We start from the raw sequence: 17,637 nt of genomic DNA on the forward strand, positions 1-17,637 counted from the left end.
CTTCCCTTGTTTGAGAGACTCAGCCTTTCAGATCCCCGACAGAAACGCCGCGGCATGTTGAGGGCGGCCTCAAGCACGCGGCCTGCGATCCGGCGTGTGGAGGAGAAGGGGATGCGGGCGGTGGTCAAGGATTTCAGCGCCAACAGATATCTTTTCAGGAATACGGTGGGCCGCTTTCTCATATGGCGGGAGGCGAAGGCCTACAGGCGGCTGAAGGGAGTAAAGGGGGTGCCGACACTGTACCGGGTCATTGACGGGATCGCCCTGATCATAGAGGAGATTCCCGGAAGAAGCCTGGAGAACCTCGAACAGGAGATGAGACTCCCTCCCGCCTTTTTTAATGAGTTGAATGACCTGGTGGCCTGTTTTCACCGAAGGGGCCTGGCCCACTGTGATCTGAAACGGGCGCCCAATACCCTGTTGGGGGAGGACGGGCATCCCTACATCGTGGACTGGGCCGCATCCATCAGCGAGGCGGAGTTTCGACTTCCCCTCCTGCGCCTCATATACCGCAGGTTCCTGTTGGACGATCTCTTGGCCGTCATCAAACTCAAATTACGCCACTCCCCTGAAACCGTGACTCCCGAAGAGAGGGCGCGTTACGTCTATCGAAGCACGGGTGAAAAATTTATAAGGGGCGTCAGGGACAGGCTCAGAGAGATGCTGCAGAAGGCTGCGTAAGATTGCGTCAGCCAAATCAGGATGCTCAGCTCCGGACGTTCTCCTGGTCCAGGGCGACCATAATGACCTGGGCGACCCCCCTGCCGATGGCCAGCCGTGTGTGCCCATGCCCCAGAATAATCCTTCCTTGTCCGCTGTTGGCAATAACCTCTATGGTATCGCCGGGACGCAATCCCAGGGCGGCCAGGCGGGCCCTCCGCGTCCTCCCACCGGACACCTCTCGGATAATCACCCGCTCTCCGGGTTTGGCAGCGGCCAGGGGCATCAAACGTTGTCTTCTTGAGAGACAATCCGAACACAATCCATAGATTTCCATCCTGTGCTGAAGCATGTGAAACCCATATCTCGCGGCCACTGTCAACTGGCACCTCTCAATATGTTCGTCGGAAAATTCGACGATCTTCCCGCACTTGGTGCAGACCAGGTGATCGTGATGCCTGCCGAGATGACGATGCTCATACCGGATCGGTTGCCCGTCAAACTGCTTTTTCCGGGCAAATCCCAATTCAACCATCCGGTTCATGCATTGGGCCACAAACACCGGATCAAACGCATAGCCCTTTTCCTTCAGAAGCTGCACCATCTCCTCGAAGGTGATATGTGCCTCGGTTCCAAGAAAAACATCAATGATATCGAGTCGTTCCTGAATCCGGTCCGTGCCGTCTTCTTCTATAAGGGCCTTGAAATTGGCCTTTTCCAGATCGTTAGAATGTGTCATATGCGAACTATCCTGAAGATACACTTCATAACTGATTTATTAATGTTTAGCATTTAGGAATCCAACAAACCCTTTGATACTATTGGTCATAAACATCCGTTCTCTATTCTGCATATCTGAATTCATGCGGTGAAATGCCGCCAGATTGGGATCGTTTTCGAGCAGGAGATCCATGGCGTTTCGGATGATGGTGTCATCGTTTCCCCCCTGACGGACACATTGGCCGATGATTTTCTTCCAATGGAGAAGCTGCTCCCGGAAGCGACTCAACATGGCGTGGGAACCTCGGGCCTTGCCGAAGTGGGCGTACCGTATGGGTTGATCCTTTAAGGTTGACAGCGCATCGAGACTCTTCAGAAAACCATCCAAAAAGAACTTTGGGGGGGTGGCTGGACGCAGATAGTCCAGACCGTCAAAATCGATATAATTGCCCGCGGCCTCACCGGCATAAAGTCTTTCCTGATAGCTGTAGCTGAGGTGGTGAACCGCATGGCCGGGTGTCTCTATCACAAGAAGTTCCTTAAGCTTCACCCCGGTATGGGGGATCAACTTTTCCCCGGGAACCGGCTTTGGCGGGCCGTATGCGCTTGCAACATCCCCCAGGACATTCAGGCTGCTGATCCAGAGTCTTTCCGGGTTGATCAGGTGCCGGATCGCGTCAGCATGGCATATTGCCCGGGCCATGGGATATTCTTCCAGTATCCGGGCCAGGGCCCCGGCATGATCCAGGTGAATATGGGTGATGAGGATATAATCCACCCGGGGGAGCTGGAGCCGGGAGAGCGACCGGATCAGCCGGTCTGCACTGTTGGCAGGACCCACATCCACAATCAGGTTGAGATCGCCCCGGCAGATCCACGATCCGAAAAAGGAATTGAATCCGGGGATATCCTGTTTTATCTCAATAAGCCGATCCATCATATGCTTATCTTTGTCGCTGGTAAACAAAGGTGGCGCACGCTTCAGTAATCCAGACCCAGGCCCCTCGATGATCCGCAACAGGCCTTTGAATCGAGGTCAATATAGCGATGTGGGGGAGGAGAGTCAAGGTGTGGAATTGCGACAGATAGTTGTTCACTCCGATACGAAAACATGATAAATAAAATATTTTACGAATGAAGGTGAAGGTCCACGTTCGGGAGGGTCCCTGTCCTTTGGAAAACCGTTTCCCTATCCTCATTGTCGAAGACGATCCGGTCTCGCGAAGGCTTTTGGAGATGACGCTGTCAAAGGCCGGTTATGAAGTGGTGTCCGCCAAGGACGGGGAGGAGGCGTTGGCATGCTTCAATGCGCAATTCTTTCCCATCGTATTTACGGACTGGATGATGCCGGAGATGGACGGGCTGCAGCTATGCCGCAGTATCCGAGAGGAGGTCTCGGCCGGTTATGTGTTTATCTTTCTGCTGACGGCCAGGGACTCCAGGGAAGATATGCTTGCCGGCCTGGAGGCCGGGGCCGACGATTATCTGACCAAACCCTTTGACCGATCAGAACTTTTTGCCCGCCTCAAGACGGCTGTCCGTATCCTGAATCTGGAAAAATCGTTAAAAGACGCCAATGACGCCATCCGTATGCTATCCATAACCGATACCATGACAGGGTGCTACAACCGCACCTATATGGACGCACATCTTCCCCATGAGCTTCAAAGAGCAAGGCGGTACGGCCATCCCATTTCCGTACTTATGGTGGATATCGATCACTTCAAGGGGGTCAATGATACGTACGGACACCAGGCCGGAGATGAGGTATTAAAGGCCTTTGTCCAAACAATGGGCCGGTCGATCCGTTCAAGAGTGGATTGGATCGCCCGTTACGGGGGGGAGGAATTTATTGTGGTTCTTCCTGAGACGGATTTTGATAAGGCGCAAGTCCTGGCGGAAAGACTCCGCGCCAAGGTATCGAAGCAGATTGTCTTCCATAAGGAAGAAGCGATTCGGATTACGGCCAGTTTCGGGGTTACGGGCCTTGCACCTGGCCAGGGCGTGACAGGCTTTCCGCCGGATATCTCGCACGAGGCCATGATCCGTGTGGCGGACAAATGCCTGTACGCGGCCAAGGAGGCGGGCCGAAACAAGGTCATTGCAAGTCCTGTAATCGAGAGGCCCTGAGACGATCCATGCGTGCGATCGTATTTGACGGCCATCTCCAATACAGGGAGGATTATCCCGAACCGGAGGCGATGCCGGGTTGGGCCCGGATCAGGGTGCTCAAGGCCGGCATCTGTACTACGGATATCGAGATTACCAGGGGGTACAAGGGTTTCGAGGGGGTTCTGGGACACGAGTTTGTCGGGGTGGTCGATTCCAATATCTTGATCGGGGATCAGCCTGATTTTACGGGAAAACGCGTTGTCGGCGAGATCAATGCCGGGTGTGGGGCCTGTGCGTCCTGCGTCAAAGGCCTGCAGCGTCATTGCCCTCACCGGAAGTGTTTGGGCATCCTCGATTTGAACGGTTGCATGGCCGATTATTGTATGCTGCCGGTGTCCAACCTTTACGTCGTTCCTGTCTCGATGGCCGACAACAGAGCGGTTCTGGTGGAGCCGCTCTCCGCAGCCTTTGAGGTGTTGGAACAACTGGCGTTAACCGGGTCGGAACGGGCGGTGGTATTGGGCGACGGGCGCCTCGGGATTTTGTGTGCATGGGCGCTTGCAACAGCCCTTCCGGATGTGACGCTCATAGGACACCATAAGACAAAGCTCGAAAACGCCCGCTGGCGTGACCTCAAGATCCGGTCGGAATTTCCAGCAGAGATGGCGGGAAAGGTCGATTTCGTTGTGGAAGCCACCGGATCAGCCGCGGGCTTGACTGATGCGGTAACGCTCTGCAGGCCCCGCGGAACAATTGTGCTCAAGTCCACGGTGGCAGGTGAGTGGAAGGTGGACCTGTCGAGCGTGGTGGTCAATGAACAGACACTGGTCGGGTCCAGATGCGGCCGGTTTGAGGTGGGCCTTCGCATGCTGGCGACTCATCCGGATATGCCCCTTGAACGCCTCATCTCCGCCGAATACCCGATGGCACAGGCGCTGGCGGCATTTGAATCGGCGAAGCGTCCGGAGGCATTAAAAATACTGATTGACATGGCCGTGAAAGAATAAAAAAATTTTTCAGATGGTGAGACACTCTCTTGGTTCTGGATTGACCAGATTCGCCATCTGCAATTTAAACACAGTTCCGGATTATCCGGGTAAGGCAGATTGACATGTTTACCGGTCTGATTGAAGGATTGGGCAAGGTCGGCGGAATTCGACGTTCGCGCAATGACATGAAGGTCACCATCATCCCGCCTTTTGATGCGATCGACTGCGAGATCGGGGAGAGCATCTCTGTCAACGGCGTATGCCTCACCGTAACGGAGATATCGGGGAATGCTCTGGGCATGGATGTATCCGGCGAGACCCTTTCCCGTTCCACACTGAGGTTTCTGAAGATGGGGGATTCGGTAAATCTTGAGCGGGCCCTCCGGTTGACGGATCGTCTGGGGGGACATCTGGTCGCGGGGCATGTGGACGGCGTCGGAACGATCGTCGGGAAAGATCAATCCGGGCAATCTTGGCGCATACGGATCCGGATTGAACAAGGTCTTTCCCGTTACCTCATCGTGAAGGGCTCCATTGCAGTGGATGGGATCAGCCTGACGATTAATGCTTGTGAAAATGATCTCTTTGAGGTAAATATCATCCCTCAGACCGGCGTTGCAACGACGCTTTTGAAAAAAAAGACAGGAGACCCGGTCAATATCGAAACCGACCTCATCGGCAAATATGTGGAGAAGCTGTTTTCCAGAGGGAGGCCGGACCGGGACACAGAGGCCTCGGGAATTGACCTCGAAGCCCTCGCAAAACATGGGTTCATCAGATAGCAGGCAGGAGACCCTCTTCCTGGCGACGACCTCATGGGGACTTTGAGCGGCTCTCTGATGCCATTAATGATGCACCATAAAAAAGGATCTTGAAGATGCCTATATCCAATATCGCAGATGTGTTAGACGACCTGAAACAAGGAAAGACGATCATCCTTGTGGACGATGAGGGGAGGGAGAATGAGGGGGATCTGACCATAGCGGCTGAAAAGGTAACGCCGGAGGCCATCAATTTCATGGCCAAACATGGTCGCGGTCTTATCTGCCTCGCATTGGAGCCGGAGATCGTGGAAAAATTGGAACTCGACCAGATGGTCAGCAAGAATCGTTCTCCTTTCCAGACGGCCTTTACCGTATCGATAGAGGCCGCCCGAGGTGTTACCACGGGCATCTCCGCTGCTGACAGGGCCCATACCATTTTGACCGCCATAGCGGATGATGCAACACCCGAAGACCTTGTTCATCCAGGACATGTCTTCCCTCTGAGGGCCAGACGGGGAGGGGTCCTGTTCAGGACCGGACAGACCGAGGGTTCGGTCGATCTTGCGCGGCTCGCCGGTCTCAAGCCTGCGGCTGTGATCTGTGAAGTCATGAAGGATGACGGGACCATGGCCCGCCTGCCGGACCTGGAGATATTCGCCCAAGAGCACGATTTGAAGATCGCCACCGTGGCCGATCTCATCTCTTACCGGATGCGAAAGGAGTCCTTTGTACACAAGGCTGCAGAAACGGTCCTGCCGACGCCCTTTGGGGAATGGAAGGCCATGGCGTTTGTCAATGACATAGACGATTACGAGCACCTGGCCCTGGTAAAAGGCGAGATTGATCCGGAGAAAGATGTGATGGTCAGGGTCCATTCCGGGTGCCTGACCGGGGATGTTTTCAGTTCCTATCGATGTGACTGCGGCGAGCAGTTGGAAGCTGCCATGTCTATCATCCAGAAGGAAGGTCTCGGCGTAATACTCTATCTCCAGCAGGAAGGGCGAGGTATCGGCCTTGCAAATAAGCTGAAGGCCTATGCCCTTCAGGATCAGGGGTTCGATACGGTGGAAGCCAATGAAGAACTCGGTTTCGCTGCAGACTTAAGGGATTATGGAGTGGGGGCCCAGATCCTGGTGGCCATCGGCGTCAAGAAAATGAGGCTGCTGACCAATAACCCGAAAAAAATTATCGGACTGGAGGGTTATGGGTTGCAGGTTACCGGACGGGTGCCCATCGAGTGCATACCGAGGCCGGAAAACCTTCGATATCTGTCCACCAAGTGCCACAAGTTAGGACATCTGTTAAACAGAATTGAGTAATGGGTTTATTCAAGCATCCATTTGAAAGGGGGGTGTTATGCCCAAAGTAGTAGAAGGTCGATTGTCGGCGGAGGGCTTTCGTTTTGCCATCATTGTGAGCCGCTTTAATGATTTTATCTGCTCCAGATTGATGGAAGGGGCCATAGATGCCTTGACGAGACACGGTTGCGACGAAAAAGACATATTGATCATAAAGGTCCCCGGGGCATTTGAGATGCCTCTCGCGGCGAGGAAGATGGTCCGGACCGGAGAGTCTGACGCGGTCATATGCGTGGGCGCGGTGATCAGGGGGGCGACACCCCATTTCGATTATGTGGCGGCCGAGGTATCCAAAGGTATCGCCAGCGTGGCACTGGAGAGTGAAATCCCAGTGACCTTCGGCGTCCTTACCACAGACAACCTCGAACAGGCCATTGAGAGGGCCGGGTCCAAATCCGGAAATAAAGGATTCGAGGCCGCCATGGCCGCCATCGAAATGGTTAACCTCTTCAAGGAATTGCAGAGTTGACAATTTGGAGGATTGCGGAATCCAGGCGTCGAACGTAATTCGAAATTCCTAAATTCCCTGAATCCTTGGAATTCGCTCTTTGACGGTGAAATATGGGGAAAAGAAGACGGGCTCGTGAATTGGCTGTCCAGGTTCTGTTTCACCTGGAGTTCAGCCATGATGATCCGTCCGAGGTCTTTGACCTGATTTGTGAGAACTTCGAGGCCTCGGAATCTATCAGAGAGTTCTCAAAGATGCTTGTCTTGGGGGTATGCGGGAAAAAGGAGAGCCTGGACAAAACCATCAGTCAGGCATCCAAGAACTGGCGTATTGACCGTATGGCGCGGCTGGATCGATCCATACTGAGGCTGGCAGCCTTTGAAATCCTGTTTGTCCCTGAAATCCCCGCAAGGGTCTCGCTTGATGAGGCCGTGGAGATCGGAAAAAAGTTCGGAAGCGAAGATTCGGGGAGATATATCAACGGCGTATTGGATAATATCTACAATACCCTAATAAATGAAGAATGCAACGACACTGAGACTACAGAAGGCGTGACAGAAGATGAAATATAACCCGCAAGAGATAGAGCTTAAATGGCAGTCAAATTGGGAAAAAAATAAAACATTCAAATCTATAGATGATATCTCTAAACCAAAATATTACCTTTTGGAGATGTTTCCCTATCCCTCCGGGAAAATTCATATCGGGCATGTGCGCAATTATACCATCGGTGACGTGGTGGCCAGATATCAACGGATGTGCGGAAAAAATGTCCTCCATCCGATGGGATGGGATGCCTTTGGCATGCCTGCGGAAAACGCGGCCATAGAAAATAAGACCCATCCTGCCCAATGGACTTACGACAATATCGCTGCCATGAAAGTCCAGCTTAAGCGGATGGGCTTCAGCTATGACTGGGACCGGGAACTGGCCACCTGCGATCCTGAATATTATCGATGGGAGCAGTTGGTGTTTCTGAGAATGTACCAGGAGGGTTTGGCCTATAAGAAGAAGACCTTTGTCAACTGGTGCAACAAATGTCAGACGGTGCTGGCCAACGAGCAGGTTGAAGATGGATGTTGCTGGCGTCATCCGGACGTGGAAGTCAGCATAAAAGAGATGGACAGCTGGTTTCTCAAGATAACGCACTATGCCGATGAAATCCTGGAGTATTGCGAAAAGCTCCCAGGATGGCCCGACCGGGTGCTCACCATGCAGCGGAACTGGATCGGAAAGAGTTATGGCGCCATCATCCGGTTTCCCCTGGCAGGTTCGGAGGAAGTCATCGAGGTCTTCACCACCCGACAGGATACGGTGTTCGGAGCGACGTTTATGTGTCTGGCCCCGGAACATCCGTTGGTCCAGGAGATCATAAAAGGACGCCCCGAAGAAGGTGAGGTGCTTAAGTTTGTTGAACATACGCTCAAGATGGACACCTTTATGCGCACAGCGGACTTTACGGTGAAAGAGGGGGCCTTTACCGGTAGGTATTGTATGAATTCGGTGACCGGTGAGGAGATTCCGATCTTTGTGGCCAATTTCGTTCTCTTTGATTACGGAACCGGCGCGATTATGGCGGTCCCTGCCCATGATCAGAGGGACTTTGAATTCGCCGGAAAATACGGTTTGAAGCTCAGGGTGGTGATTCAACCGGTCGATGGAAGTCTCGATGAAAATGCCATGACAGAGGCCTACGTAGGGGAGGGGACCCTGGTCAACTCGGGTCCATTCAACGGTCAACGAAACCTGGATGCCCTGGACAGCATCGCCGATTATCTGGAATCCAGGGGTGCGGGACACAAGACCGTGAATTTCAGGCTGAGAGACTGGGGGATCTCCAGACAACGATACTGGGGGGCCCCCATCCCAATCATTTATTGCGAGAAATGCGGCACGGTTCCGGTTCCTGAAGCGGATCTCCCGGTGGTGCTCCCTCTGGCGCTGGATATGAGACCGAATGGTGGATCCCCCCTCCCTCTTGAACCCTCCTTTTTCGAGACGACCTGCCCAAACTGCAACGGAAAGGCGCGACGTGAAACAGATACCATGGATACCTTTGTGGAGTCTTCCTGGTATTTCGACCGATACACCTGCCCGCGCTATGATAAAGGCCCCCTGGATCCAGAAAAGGTGGATTACTGGATGCCCGTGGATCAATATATCGGGGGGATCGAGCACGCCATACTCCACCTTCTCTACTCCCGTTTCTATACCAGGGTCCTGAGGGACTTTGGGTATCTGAAGGTCAGCGAACCCTTTACCAACCTGTTGACGCAGGGGATGGTCTGCAAAGAGACCGAGGAGTGTCCGGAGCATGGCTACCTTTATCCCTCAGAGGTCAAGGATGGCAGGTGCGGTTATTGCCGGGCAGAGGTGATACGGGGCAACACGGTAAAAATGTCCAAGTCCAAGAAGAATGTGGTCGATCCACAGGAGCTGATTGACCAGTATGGGGCCGATACGGTCCGGGCATTCTGCCTCTTTGCTTCGCCCCCGGACAAGGACCTGGAGTGGAGCGACCAGGGCGTCGAGGGGTCCTACCGGTTCCTGAATCGAATCTGGCGGTTGGTGACGCTTCATCTTGGAAACGTGTCGGAAGTTTCTGCATATGCGGGAGGGGAAATCCTGGAGGGACAACTCAGGGCCTTACACCGAAAAACCCACGAGACCATAAAGAAGGTGACGGGCGACATAGAAAACCGGTTCCATTTTAATACGGCCATCTCCGCAGTCATGGAGCTGGTGAATGATATGAATCAGTTGCTGAACAGTAACGAACAAAAGGATGCCGTCGCCTGGTCGGTGGTCAGGGAGGCCATAGAGGCGACCGTGGTGCTGCTGTCCCCGGTGGCGCCCCACATCACCGAAGAACTGTGGGGGATGTTGGGCCATGACACCCCCCTGATCGAGGTCCCCTGGCCGGTCTGCAATGAGGCAGCATTGGTGGCTGAAACCAGACAGGTCGTGCTCCAGGTGAACGGAAAGGTACGCAACCGAATTGAGGTGCCTGCCTCCTATGATGAGAGGGCCATTGAGAAGGCGGCCCTGACAGACGAAAGGGTCCGGCAGTTTGTCAGCGGAAAAGAGATCAAGAAGGTGATCGTCGTCCAGAAAAAACTGGTAAATGTGGTGGCATAGGAATATGGCTGCAGGGAGTTATGGATTTGGAGATTCAGAAATTGGGGGAGGGTTGAAGCGCAATCCTGTTTGCAGTTCACATATCATCGTTCAAGTCGTTATACTCCTGTCCTTCCTCTGGATGTCCGGATGCGGATATCAGCTCCAGGCCACGAAACAGCCCAAAGGGATGAGTATCCCGAGTCTGGCCATCCCCCTTATGGCAAGCCCCTCGTCGTCCCTCGGTTTTGAGGGCGACTTCACCATGATGATCCGAAAGGAATTTGTCAGCCAGTCCCAGATTCCTCTGGTTTCAAGGGACCGGGCAGCATTCGTCCTTATCGGAAATGTGAGCGACATCACCACCGAACCCCTCAGCTACAGGGTCACCGACGGTACATTTGAAGTAACCAGTTCCCGCTGGCTCAGAATCAGACTCTCAGCCAGGCTGCTGAACAGGACCACCGGAGAGATCGTATGGAATGAAGAGGCCATGGATGAAAAGGCCGCCTTTACCGTTGATTCCGACCCGTTGAGGACACGGTATAATCAGAGGAAGGCCGCCAGAAGGATCGCCCAATTACTGGCCGAAAGAATCTACCTGCGGACCATGGAACGATTCTGATGGCAGCAGATCTCTCCCCCGACCAGATACTGGACCTGTTGAAACGCCGCCAGTTGGGCAAGGTGTATCTCTTCTACGGCCCCGGAGAATTTCAGATTGAAAAGATATTGGGCGACGTTAGTAAAGCCCTTATTCCCGAACCAGCCCGGGATTTCAACTTTCAGACCTTTTATGGCAGCGATACCACAATCCCCGCAGATATCACTGATGCGGCCTGCTCGCTCCCGTTTTTGTCTCCAAAACGTCTCATCATTGTCAGGCGGACTGAAAACATCCCGGGATCGGCGCTTGAATCCTTAACCCCTTACATAGAAAACCCCGTAAAAACCACTTGCCTGATATTTATATCTTCAAGAACCGATTTCAGGAAAGACTTCTATAAGAAGATCAGAGCGGCCGGCGGTGCCGTGCATTTCAAGGAGCTGTATGACAGGCAGGTGATCCCCTGGATAAAACGGTTTGCCGGCGAACTGGGGTTGAATATCACAGAAGAGGGATGTGTTTACCTGCAGGCCATTGTCGGAAACCGGTTACGGGATCTGTATACTGAGATGGAGAAGCTCTATCTCCGCCATGGGAACACGCCGGTGGGCGCGTCCGAAATCAGGAAACTCGCCATCAACACCCGTATCTATACGATCTTTGAATTAATGGATGAGGTATCGCTCAGAAGACGCGCAAAATCCCTTGCAATTCTGAACAGGTACTTGGAAGAGGAGGGTCGGGATGCCGTATTCGGAATCATCGGGATGCTGAACCGGCAGATTCGTCTGATTATCCAGGCAAAATCCGTCATGGACAAGGGCGGAAGGCCCGCTGATGTGGCCAAACGGCTTCAGATCCAACCCTTTCTGGCGAACAAGGTACTTCAGCAGGCCCACAACTGGCGCATCGATGATCTTGAACGTGCCTTAGACCTGCTCTGCCAGGCCGACAGGCATCTGAAGTCGGGCTCTCAGCCTCGCCTGATGCTCGAACACCTGCTCCTGTCCTTCTAGGAAGAGCCGGGTACCGCGGAGGAGAGTTATCCTTCGGAAGCGGCAAGCCGTCGGATCCCGCGCGCGAGACGGGAGATCTTTCGGAATGCCTGGTTTTTGTGAATAACACCTTTGGAAGCGGTCTTCTGGAGGACGGAAACAGCCTCCTTGAAGCTCTGTTGGGCCTGCTCTGCCGAATTGGCAGCGATGGCGGTTCTAACCTCCTTAACCGCCTTTTTAACCCTTGTCTTGTAACCCTTGTTTCTGACTCTCTTGACCTCGTTCTGTCGTGCCCTTTTGAGCGCTGATGGATGGTTTGCCAAATCCGGATCTCCTCATGTGATAGTTTTATGGGTGGTACATAAGCGACTGTTACCGCTGCTGTTTCATTTCAGCAACCGAATTAATAAATTTAAAAGAAGTTGGCTTTAATGTCAAGAAAATTTTCAACGGTCCCAAAACCATCAAATTCCGAAAACAGGAAACTGGGTTACGCCGCCGGGGTCGTCAGCTTTTTTACCTTTCTGAGCCGTATACTCGGTCTGGTCCGGGATATGGTCATCGCAGGTCTTTTTGGCTCCGGGCTGGCCGCGGACGCATTTTTCGTTGCATTCCGCATCCCCAATCTTCTAAGGCGTCTGTTTGCAGAGGGATCTCTCACCATTGCCTTCATCCCGATCTTTACGGAGTATCTCACTCTCAAGACAAGAAAGGATGCCTTTGACCTGGCAAGGGTGGTACTGACCCTTCTATCCATCCTCCTGGCCTTGGTGACCGTTCTCGGCATCTTGTTTTCCCCGTGGATCGTGCGTGTTCAGGCATTTGGTTTCGGGGGTTCCGGTATTAAATATGATCTGACCGTTCTTCTTACCCGGATCATGTTTCCCTATATCTTTTTTATCAGCCTGGTGGCCTTTTTTATGGGGGTCCTCAATTCTCTCAGGCGGTTTGCAGCGCCGGCCGCCGCCCCTATTTTATTGAATGTGGGCATCATCGCCGCGGCATATCTGATCTCCCCCCATTGTGCCGCTCCCATTGTGGGCATTGCCATCGGGGTGCTGATCGGCGGAGCCCTCCAGGTAGGCCTGCAGATCCCATCGGTCATCAGAGAAGGCCTCATCTTACTTCCCAAATGGAACCCCGCCCATCCTGCGCTCAAAAGGATCGGCTTTCTCATGCTCCCGGCGATTTTCGGTTCTGCCGTCTACCAGGTGAATCAGTTCATGGGAACATTGCTGGCCACATTTCTTGAGGAAGGAAGCGTTTCATGGCTCTATTATGCGGATCGACTGGTTCAATTTCCCCTAGGGATTTTTGCCATCGCCATCAGTACGGCCGCACTTCCCTCCCTTTCCACGGAAGCAGCCAAAAATGATCTTGTCCAGTTTCAAAGCACCCTTAATCACGCCCTTTGCCTGGTTTTTTTTATTACCTTCCCCTCGATGGCGGGACTGATGGTCTTAGGCGAACCGCTGGTTCAGCTTCTATTCGAAAGAGGCGCTTTTGATTCACACGCATCCATAATGACAGCTCGCGCACTCTTGTATTATACCGTGGGTCTCTGGGCATTTTCCGGGGTCAGGGTGATGGTGTCCGCATTTTATGCCCTTCAGGACACAAAGACGCCGGTAAAGGTGGCGACCGTCGCCCTGGCGCTCAACTTGGCATTAAGTCTGTTGCTGATGGGACCTCTAAAGCACGGGGGCCTGGCCCTGGCCCTTTCCCTTGCGTCATCTGTTCAGTTTTGCCTTTTGATTTTTCTATTAAAGAGAAGAGGTTCAATTATAAACATCAAGCCGGTTATTATATCTTCAGCCAAATCCGCCCTGGCCGCCGCCCTGATGGGCGTTGGAGTGTATGGGTGTTTTTCCAGGTGGCTGACCATTGATCCCGAAACAGGGGTATCCAGTATGGGTATCCACCTGGCCGCCCTTATCGTGATCGGTATCATCATCTACTTCGGGGCCGCCCGCGTCTTGGGCTGCAACGAGATCCGCTCAATCCGGTACATGCTTTGGCGAAAGCGCACAAAGCGTCGAAGCGCCGGATAAGATGCCACTCAGGAGCAACATGGTTATCCCAGAAAAGATGGAGACGGTGTCCCGGCAGATCGCCCTGAAGGACATTGATGATTCGCCGGGTCCCTATTGCATGAGTTTCGGGGTCGATCTGGAACCCCTGGCCCGGTCTATCCGGGAGATCGGCCTCGTTAACCCGCCCATACTCAAAAGAGAGCGGGAAGGGTTGACCGTTGTTACCGGCTACCGAAGGATTATGGCACTGAAGGAACTGAAGGCTGAGACGGCCGCAAGCAGAATTATTTCCGGGCGTGACAACCTCCGGCCCCTCGAATGCCTTCTCTTGAATCTCCATGACAATCTGGCCACAAGACACCTGAATGATGTGGAAAAAGGGATGGTCCTCAGTCGGCTTGAGGCATGGGTGCCCACGAAAGAACTTGTAGAACGCTACATGCCTTTGCTGGGACTTCGATCCCGGGAGGAAGATCTTCACTTTCTCATTGAAATGGAAAGGGAATTCGACACACCGGTCAAGACGTTTATTTCAGAGGGGAGGCTCTCATGGCAGGCCGTGAAGATGCTCTCAAGAATCGATGCCGCATCCAGGTCAGCCATCTTGAAATGGATTTCAAAGCTAAGGCTGAACATTAATCAACAATCACAATTCATTGATTACCTTGTCGATTTATCATTTATTGAAAACAAAAGTATTCCCCACATATTGGGGGAGAAAGGGCTTAATGGGCCAAGTCCGGACACGCCGGTGAACCGGCCGCAGCAGGCAAAGGCCGTGCTCAACACGCTGAAGGCCCGGCGTAATCCGTTGATCGTCCGGGCTGAAAAACAATTCAAAAAAACCATCTCTGATCTGAATCTGCCGGACGGGATACAGATAAGCGCGCCCCCTTTTTTTGAGGGAGAGAATTACAGAATGGAGGTAATTTTCAGGGGAGGGGAGGACCTGAAAATCAAGCTCGAAGGCCTTAACCGTATACAGGGCCTGGGCACGTTGGGCCATCCATGGAGGGAAGATCCCGAATGAGCGCATTTACCATCAAAAGGATCTTTCAGGATGAGGGTGCATCGGCATATTCTCTGACCCGGCACATCCTGGCGCAATTTCCAGGTATTCCTGTCAATACAATGACCGGGGGGGCTGATGAGCGCATCACAACTATCGACATGGGGAAGGAAACGCTTTATCTGCAGTGTTATAAAGGCGATTTCCTGAAACCCTGCCCAGGAACCCGGGAGTATATCTGCTGTGGATATCAGATCCTCAATCTCGCGGCCAATTGTCCCCTTGACTGCAGTTATTGTATCCTTCAATCCTATTTTGCCCATCAACCTTTTTTGCGGGTCTTTGTAAACCTGGAAGAAAGACTGGCGGATATGATGGATTTTATCGAGAGCCAGCCCGGTCAGATATTCAGGATAGGCACGGGCGAGTTCACGGACAGCCTTGCCCTGGACCCGATAACATGTTGGAGCGACATGCTGCTGCCCAGGTTCTCTGGATTAAAGAATGCGGTTCTGGAACTCAAGACCAAGACGACCCGGATCAGCAGGGTGCTTGCCTCCAGGCACAGAGACCGGATTATCCTTTCGTGGTCGCTCAACGGCCCCGGGATCTCATCAAGGGAGGAAAAGGGGGCGGCAAGCATCCGGAAGCGAATTGAGGCTGCCAAACAGTGCCAATCAGAAGGGTTTATCCTGGGATTTCACTTTGACCCCCTTGTCCCGCACCCTGGCTGGAAGGACGATTATGCCAGAACTATCGAGATGTTGGATAGGGAGATCGACCCGCGGGGGATTATCTGGATCAGCATGGGTTCTTTCAGATTCATGCCTCCCCTGAAACCGATCATCCGCAAGCGCCACCCGGAATCGGCCGTCCTCGATGGCGAGTTTATTCTCGGTCTGGATGGAAAAATCCGCTATTTCAAACCCATTCGAATAGAATTGTATGATTTTATGAGGCAACTTCTGGAAACATGGCATCGGGATCTGGGGCTATATCTCTGTATGGAATCGGATGAGGTATGGCGGTCCAGTATGGGGTGGAGTCCCGGAGACTCGTCCGGCCTTCGAGAATTCTTGGATCGACGGGTGGTGAAATTCTTCAGCACCCCACCCCCGAAGTAGCGGTAATCCTCTAATGGTTAAGTCTCCTTGGGTCACTATTTCGGTAGCCATTCAAGGGGATATATGGTAAATGGAAAATTATTGCGCCATTTCCGGCAGGAGTGTACATGACAAGCGACAATAAGCAAACCAGATAAACAAAAGGAGACAAAACAGATGACATTAAGGGAACAGGTGGAGAGCGCACTTGACAAGGTTCGCCCCTCGCTGCAGGCAGATGGGGGCGACGTGCAATTGGTCGATGTGGAACAGGATGGCACGGTCAAAGTGAGATTGACGGGTGCCTGCAAGGGATGTCCCATGTCGCAGATGACCCTCAAAATGGGAATTGAGAAGATCTTGAAACAGAATGTTCCCGAGGTGACAGGGGTGGAGTCTGTATAACCGGCAATTCTGCTCAAGGCCTTTCAACCGAATTGCTGCTGTCTTGAGGGATTGTCCTCCATTCGGTGTGCTGGGTCTGACCAGTTTGCGCATTTGGACCTCACTGCGGGATTGTCAGGCCCGAACGCATCGGTACGATAACATAGGTTGCACGCGGGTTTATTGTTTGTAGAAATAGATAATTGAAAAGGAGCGGTTATGGAGATTAAAAAAGTTGGCGTTGTGGGTGCCGGGACCATGGGAAACGGCATTGCGCAGATCGCGGCACTGATCGGTTGTGATGTGGTGATGCGGGATGTCAAGGATGAATTTGTCGATCGGGGGATGAAGAGTATCGATCGATTTCTTTCCAGAAGTGTCGAAAAGGGGAAGATGGATGCGGACCAAAAAAAGGCCGCCATAGGCAGGATCCAGGGGACTACAGATCTGGGGCTCATGAAAGATGTGGATTTTGTGATCGAGGCGGTCATCGAAGACCTGGACCTAAAGAAGAGCGTGTTCAGGGAGCTTGATGAGGTGTGCCCCCCCGAGGTGATCCTTGCCTCCAATACCTCGTCCATGTCTCTGACCGAAATCGCGTCAGCCACCAAACGACCGGAAAAGGTCTGCGGGATGCACTTTTTCAATCCGGTGCCGCTGATGAAGCTCGTCGAGATCATCAGGGGGTATTCAACCAGCGATGACACCGTGGCCACGACCACGGCGCTCGCCCAAAAGATGGGAAAAATTACCGTGGAAGTCAGGAAAGATTCTCCCGGATTTATTGTCAACAGGATCATGATTCCGCATATGATAGAGGCCATAAAAATCGTTGAGGAAGGGATCGCGACTCCGGAAGACGTTGACATTGCGGTCAAAAACGGCCTCAATTACCCGATGGGGCCGTTTGAATTGATGGACCTGACGGGCATCGATGTCTGTTACTTTGTTGCCGAATATTTTTACAAGGAATTGAACAAGGAGTCCAAATGGGTTTCCCCCAATCTCCTCAAGACCATGATTCGGGCAAACAGGCTGGGAAGAAAAACAGGGGGCGGTTGGTACGAATACGGCAAGTAACCCTCGTGTTCCATACTCTTTGCTTGTATGAAAAAAGGCAGTTCGATTTCGAACTGCCTTTTTTCGGCGCTGAGAAGGGAAAAATATTATTTGTTCTTATGACGCATTTTCTTGCGGAGTTTTCTGTATTTGTGCTTAGTAATTTTTTTTCGACGCTTCTTAACCACACTACCCATTCGATACGACCTCCGTTAGATAATTTACGAGGAAAGGAATTTAGTCGGATTCAGGATCGATCACTCGCTGCAGTGAAACCCG

At 52.7% G+C, this 17,637-nt stretch carries 19 protein-coding genes; 15 read left to right on the top strand and 4 right to left on the bottom strand.

Annotated features, from left to right (window positions below):
* Positions 1-6: 6 nt before the first annotated feature.
* A complete protein-coding gene (locus K9N21_10560) occupies positions 7-681 on the top strand; it encodes a hypothetical protein (GenBank protein MCF8144349.1) in 675 nt (224 codons plus the stop codon).
* 25 nt (positions 682-706) lie between these two features.
* Here the strand turns inward: K9N21_10560 and K9N21_10565 are convergent, their stop codons facing one another.
* Both K9N21_10565 and K9N21_10570 read right to left on the bottom strand, forming a co-directional pair.
* Positions 707-1,399 carry a transcriptional repressor gene (locus tag K9N21_10565; GenBank protein MCF8144350.1) on the bottom strand — a complete coding sequence of 231 codons (693 nt, stop codon included), beginning with the start codon at positions 1,397-1,399 and terminating at the stop codon, positions 707-709.
* Positions 1,400-1,438: 39 nt separating this feature from the next.
* Positions 1,439-2,320, bottom strand: a complete 882-nt coding sequence (locus K9N21_10570) for an MBL fold metallo-hydrolase (protein ID MCF8144351.1) — start codon at positions 2,318-2,320, stop codon at positions 1,439-1,441.
* Between the two features lie 233 nt (positions 2,321-2,553).
* Between K9N21_10570 and K9N21_10575 the strand changes: the two genes are divergently transcribed.
* The 9 genes from K9N21_10575 to holA all read left to right on the top strand — a co-directional run bounded on the left by K9N21_10575 (position 2,554) and on the right by holA (position 11,791).
* Positions 2,554-3,510 (top strand): diguanylate cyclase, encoded by a 957-nt coding sequence (locus K9N21_10575; protein MCF8144352.1) that lies wholly within the window; start codon positions 2,554-2,556, stop codon positions 3,508-3,510.
* A gap of 8 nt (positions 3,511-3,518) precedes the next feature.
* On the top strand, positions 3,519-4,499 hold the full coding sequence (locus K9N21_10580; protein ID MCF8144353.1) for an alcohol dehydrogenase catalytic domain-containing protein: 981 nt from the start codon (positions 3,519-3,521) through the stop codon (positions 4,497-4,499).
* A gap of 104 nt (positions 4,500-4,603) precedes the next feature.
* Positions 4,604-5,263 (top strand): riboflavin synthase, encoded by a 660-nt coding sequence (locus tag K9N21_10585; GenBank protein MCF8144354.1) that lies wholly within the window; start codon positions 4,604-4,606, stop codon positions 5,261-5,263.
* A gap of 95 nt (positions 5,264-5,358) precedes the next feature.
* Positions 5,359-6,564, top strand: a complete 1,206-nt coding sequence (locus tag K9N21_10590) for a bifunctional 3,4-dihydroxy-2-butanone-4-phosphate synthase/GTP cyclohydrolase II (GenBank protein ID MCF8144355.1) — start codon at positions 5,359-5,361, stop codon at positions 6,562-6,564.
* 37 nt (positions 6,565-6,601) lie between these two features.
* Positions 6,602-7,072 carry a 6,7-dimethyl-8-ribityllumazine synthase gene (gene ribE, locus K9N21_10595; protein MCF8144356.1) on the top strand — a complete coding sequence of 157 codons (471 nt, stop codon included), beginning with the start codon at positions 6,602-6,604 and terminating at the stop codon, positions 7,070-7,072.
* A gap of 92 nt (positions 7,073-7,164) precedes the next feature.
* Positions 7,165-7,623: a transcription antitermination factor NusB gene (gene nusB, locus K9N21_10600; GenBank protein ID MCF8144357.1), complete on the top strand. Its 459-nt coding sequence runs from the start codon at positions 7,165-7,167 to the stop codon at positions 7,621-7,623.
* Positions 7,613-10,189: a leucine--tRNA ligase gene (leuS, locus tag K9N21_10605; GenBank protein MCF8144358.1), complete on the top strand. Its 2,577-nt coding sequence runs from the start codon at positions 7,613-7,615 to the stop codon at positions 10,187-10,189. Before nusB ends, leuS begins: the two co-directional genes overlap by 11 nt.
* Before the next feature lie 4 nt (positions 10,190-10,193).
* A complete protein-coding gene (locus K9N21_10610; protein ID MCF8144359.1) occupies positions 10,194-10,793 on the top strand; it encodes a hypothetical protein in 600 nt (199 codons plus the stop codon).
* Positions 10,793-11,791, top strand: coding sequence for a DNA polymerase III subunit delta (holA, locus tag K9N21_10615; GenBank protein ID MCF8144360.1), 999 nt, complete (start codon positions 10,793-10,795; stop codon positions 11,789-11,791). The genes K9N21_10610 and holA overlap by 1 nt, the downstream gene beginning before the upstream one ends.
* A gap of 26 nt (positions 11,792-11,817) precedes the next feature.
* Here holA and rpsT read toward each other — a convergent pair whose 3' ends face one another.
* Complete coding sequence (gene rpsT / locus K9N21_10620) at positions 11,818-12,093, bottom strand: 30S ribosomal protein S20 (GenBank protein ID MCF8144361.1); 276 nt, start codon at positions 12,091-12,093, stop codon at positions 11,818-11,820.
* A 108-nt stretch (positions 12,094-12,201) separates the two neighbouring features.
* Here rpsT and murJ point away from each other — a divergent pair, with 108 nt between their 5' ends.
* From murJ to K9N21_10645, 5 genes are all read left to right on the top strand, one after another.
* Positions 12,202-13,821 (top strand): murein biosynthesis integral membrane protein MurJ, encoded by a 1,620-nt coding sequence (gene murJ, locus K9N21_10625; GenBank protein MCF8144362.1) that lies wholly within the window; start codon positions 12,202-12,204, stop codon positions 13,819-13,821.
* 19 nt (positions 13,822-13,840) lie between these two features.
* Positions 13,841-14,833 (top strand): ParB N-terminal domain-containing protein, encoded by a 993-nt coding sequence (locus tag K9N21_10630; GenBank protein ID MCF8144363.1) that lies wholly within the window; start codon positions 13,841-13,843, stop codon positions 14,831-14,833.
* Complete coding sequence (locus tag K9N21_10635; protein MCF8144364.1) at positions 14,830-15,936, top strand: DNA photolyase; 1,107 nt, start codon at positions 14,830-14,832, stop codon at positions 15,934-15,936. Before K9N21_10630 ends, K9N21_10635 begins: the two co-directional genes overlap by 4 nt.
* Positions 15,937-16,092: 156 nt before the next feature.
* On the top strand, positions 16,093-16,320 hold the full coding sequence (locus K9N21_10640; GenBank protein ID MCF8144365.1) for a NifU family protein: 228 nt from the start codon (positions 16,093-16,095) through the stop codon (positions 16,318-16,320).
* A 198-nt stretch (positions 16,321-16,518) separates the two neighbouring features.
* Positions 16,519-17,379 carry a 3-hydroxyacyl-CoA dehydrogenase family protein gene (locus tag K9N21_10645; GenBank protein ID MCF8144366.1) on the top strand — a complete coding sequence of 287 codons (861 nt, stop codon included), beginning with the start codon at positions 16,519-16,521 and terminating at the stop codon, positions 17,377-17,379.
* Positions 17,380-17,465: 86 nt separating this feature from the next.
* On the opposite strand, the gene K9N21_10650 is transcribed toward K9N21_10645, so the two are convergent.
* A complete protein-coding gene (locus K9N21_10650; GenBank protein MCF8144367.1) occupies positions 17,466-17,555 on the bottom strand; it encodes an aurora kinase A-interacting protein in 90 nt (29 codons plus the stop codon).
* Between the last annotated feature and the right edge of the window lie 82 nt (positions 17,556-17,637).

Source organism: Deltaproteobacteria bacterium (assembly GCA_021737785.1).
Taxonomy (GTDB): Bacteria; Desulfobacterota; DSM-4660; order Desulfatiglandales; family Desulfatiglandaceae; genus AUK324.

Bases quoted from the DNA above. Each gene is read 5' to 3' on its own strand.
- holA (MCF8144360.1), top strand. From the start codon at position 10,793: ATGGCAGCAGATCTCTCCCCCGACCAGATACTGGACCTGTTGAAACGC.
- K9N21_10640 (MCF8144365.1), top strand. From the start codon at position 16,093: ATGACATTAAGGGAACAGGTGGAGAGCGCACTTGACAAGGTTCGCCCC.
- K9N21_10590 (MCF8144355.1), top strand. From the start codon at position 5,359: ATGCCTATATCCAATATCGCAGATGTGTTAGACGACCTGAAACAAGGA.
- leuS (MCF8144358.1), top strand. From the start codon at position 7,613: ATGAAATATAACCCGCAAGAGATAGAGCTTAAATGGCAGTCAAATTGG.
- K9N21_10610 (MCF8144359.1), top strand. From the start codon at position 10,194: ATGGCTGCAGGGAGTTATGGATTTGGAGATTCAGAAATTGGGGGAGGG.
- murJ (MCF8144362.1), top strand. From the start codon at position 12,202: ATGTCAAGAAAATTTTCAACGGTCCCAAAACCATCAAATTCCGAAAAC.
- K9N21_10570 (MCF8144351.1), bottom strand. From the start codon at position 2,320: ATGATGGATCGGCTTATTGAGATAAAACAGGATATCCCCGGATTCAAT.
- K9N21_10630 (MCF8144363.1), top strand. From the start codon at position 13,841: ATGGTTATCCCAGAAAAGATGGAGACGGTGTCCCGGCAGATCGCCCTG.
- K9N21_10585 (MCF8144354.1), top strand. From the start codon at position 4,604: ATGTTTACCGGTCTGATTGAAGGATTGGGCAAGGTCGGCGGAATTCGA.
- K9N21_10650 (MCF8144367.1), bottom strand. From the start codon at position 17,555: ATGGGTAGTGTGGTTAAGAAGCGTCGAAAAAAAATTACTAAGCACAAA.
- ribE (MCF8144356.1), top strand. From the start codon at position 6,602: ATGCCCAAAGTAGTAGAAGGTCGATTGTCGGCGGAGGGCTTTCGTTTT.
- nusB (MCF8144357.1), top strand. From the start codon at position 7,165: ATGGGGAAAAGAAGACGGGCTCGTGAATTGGCTGTCCAGGTTCTGTTT.
- K9N21_10565 (MCF8144350.1), bottom strand. From the start codon at position 1,399: ATGACACATTCTAACGATCTGGAAAAGGCCAATTTCAAGGCCCTTATA.
- K9N21_10645 (MCF8144366.1), top strand. From the start codon at position 16,519: ATGGAGATTAAAAAAGTTGGCGTTGTGGGTGCCGGGACCATGGGAAAC.
- K9N21_10580 (MCF8144353.1), top strand. From the start codon at position 3,519: ATGCGTGCGATCGTATTTGACGGCCATCTCCAATACAGGGAGGATTAT.
- K9N21_10635 (MCF8144364.1), top strand. From the start codon at position 14,830: ATGAGCGCATTTACCATCAAAAGGATCTTTCAGGATGAGGGTGCATCG.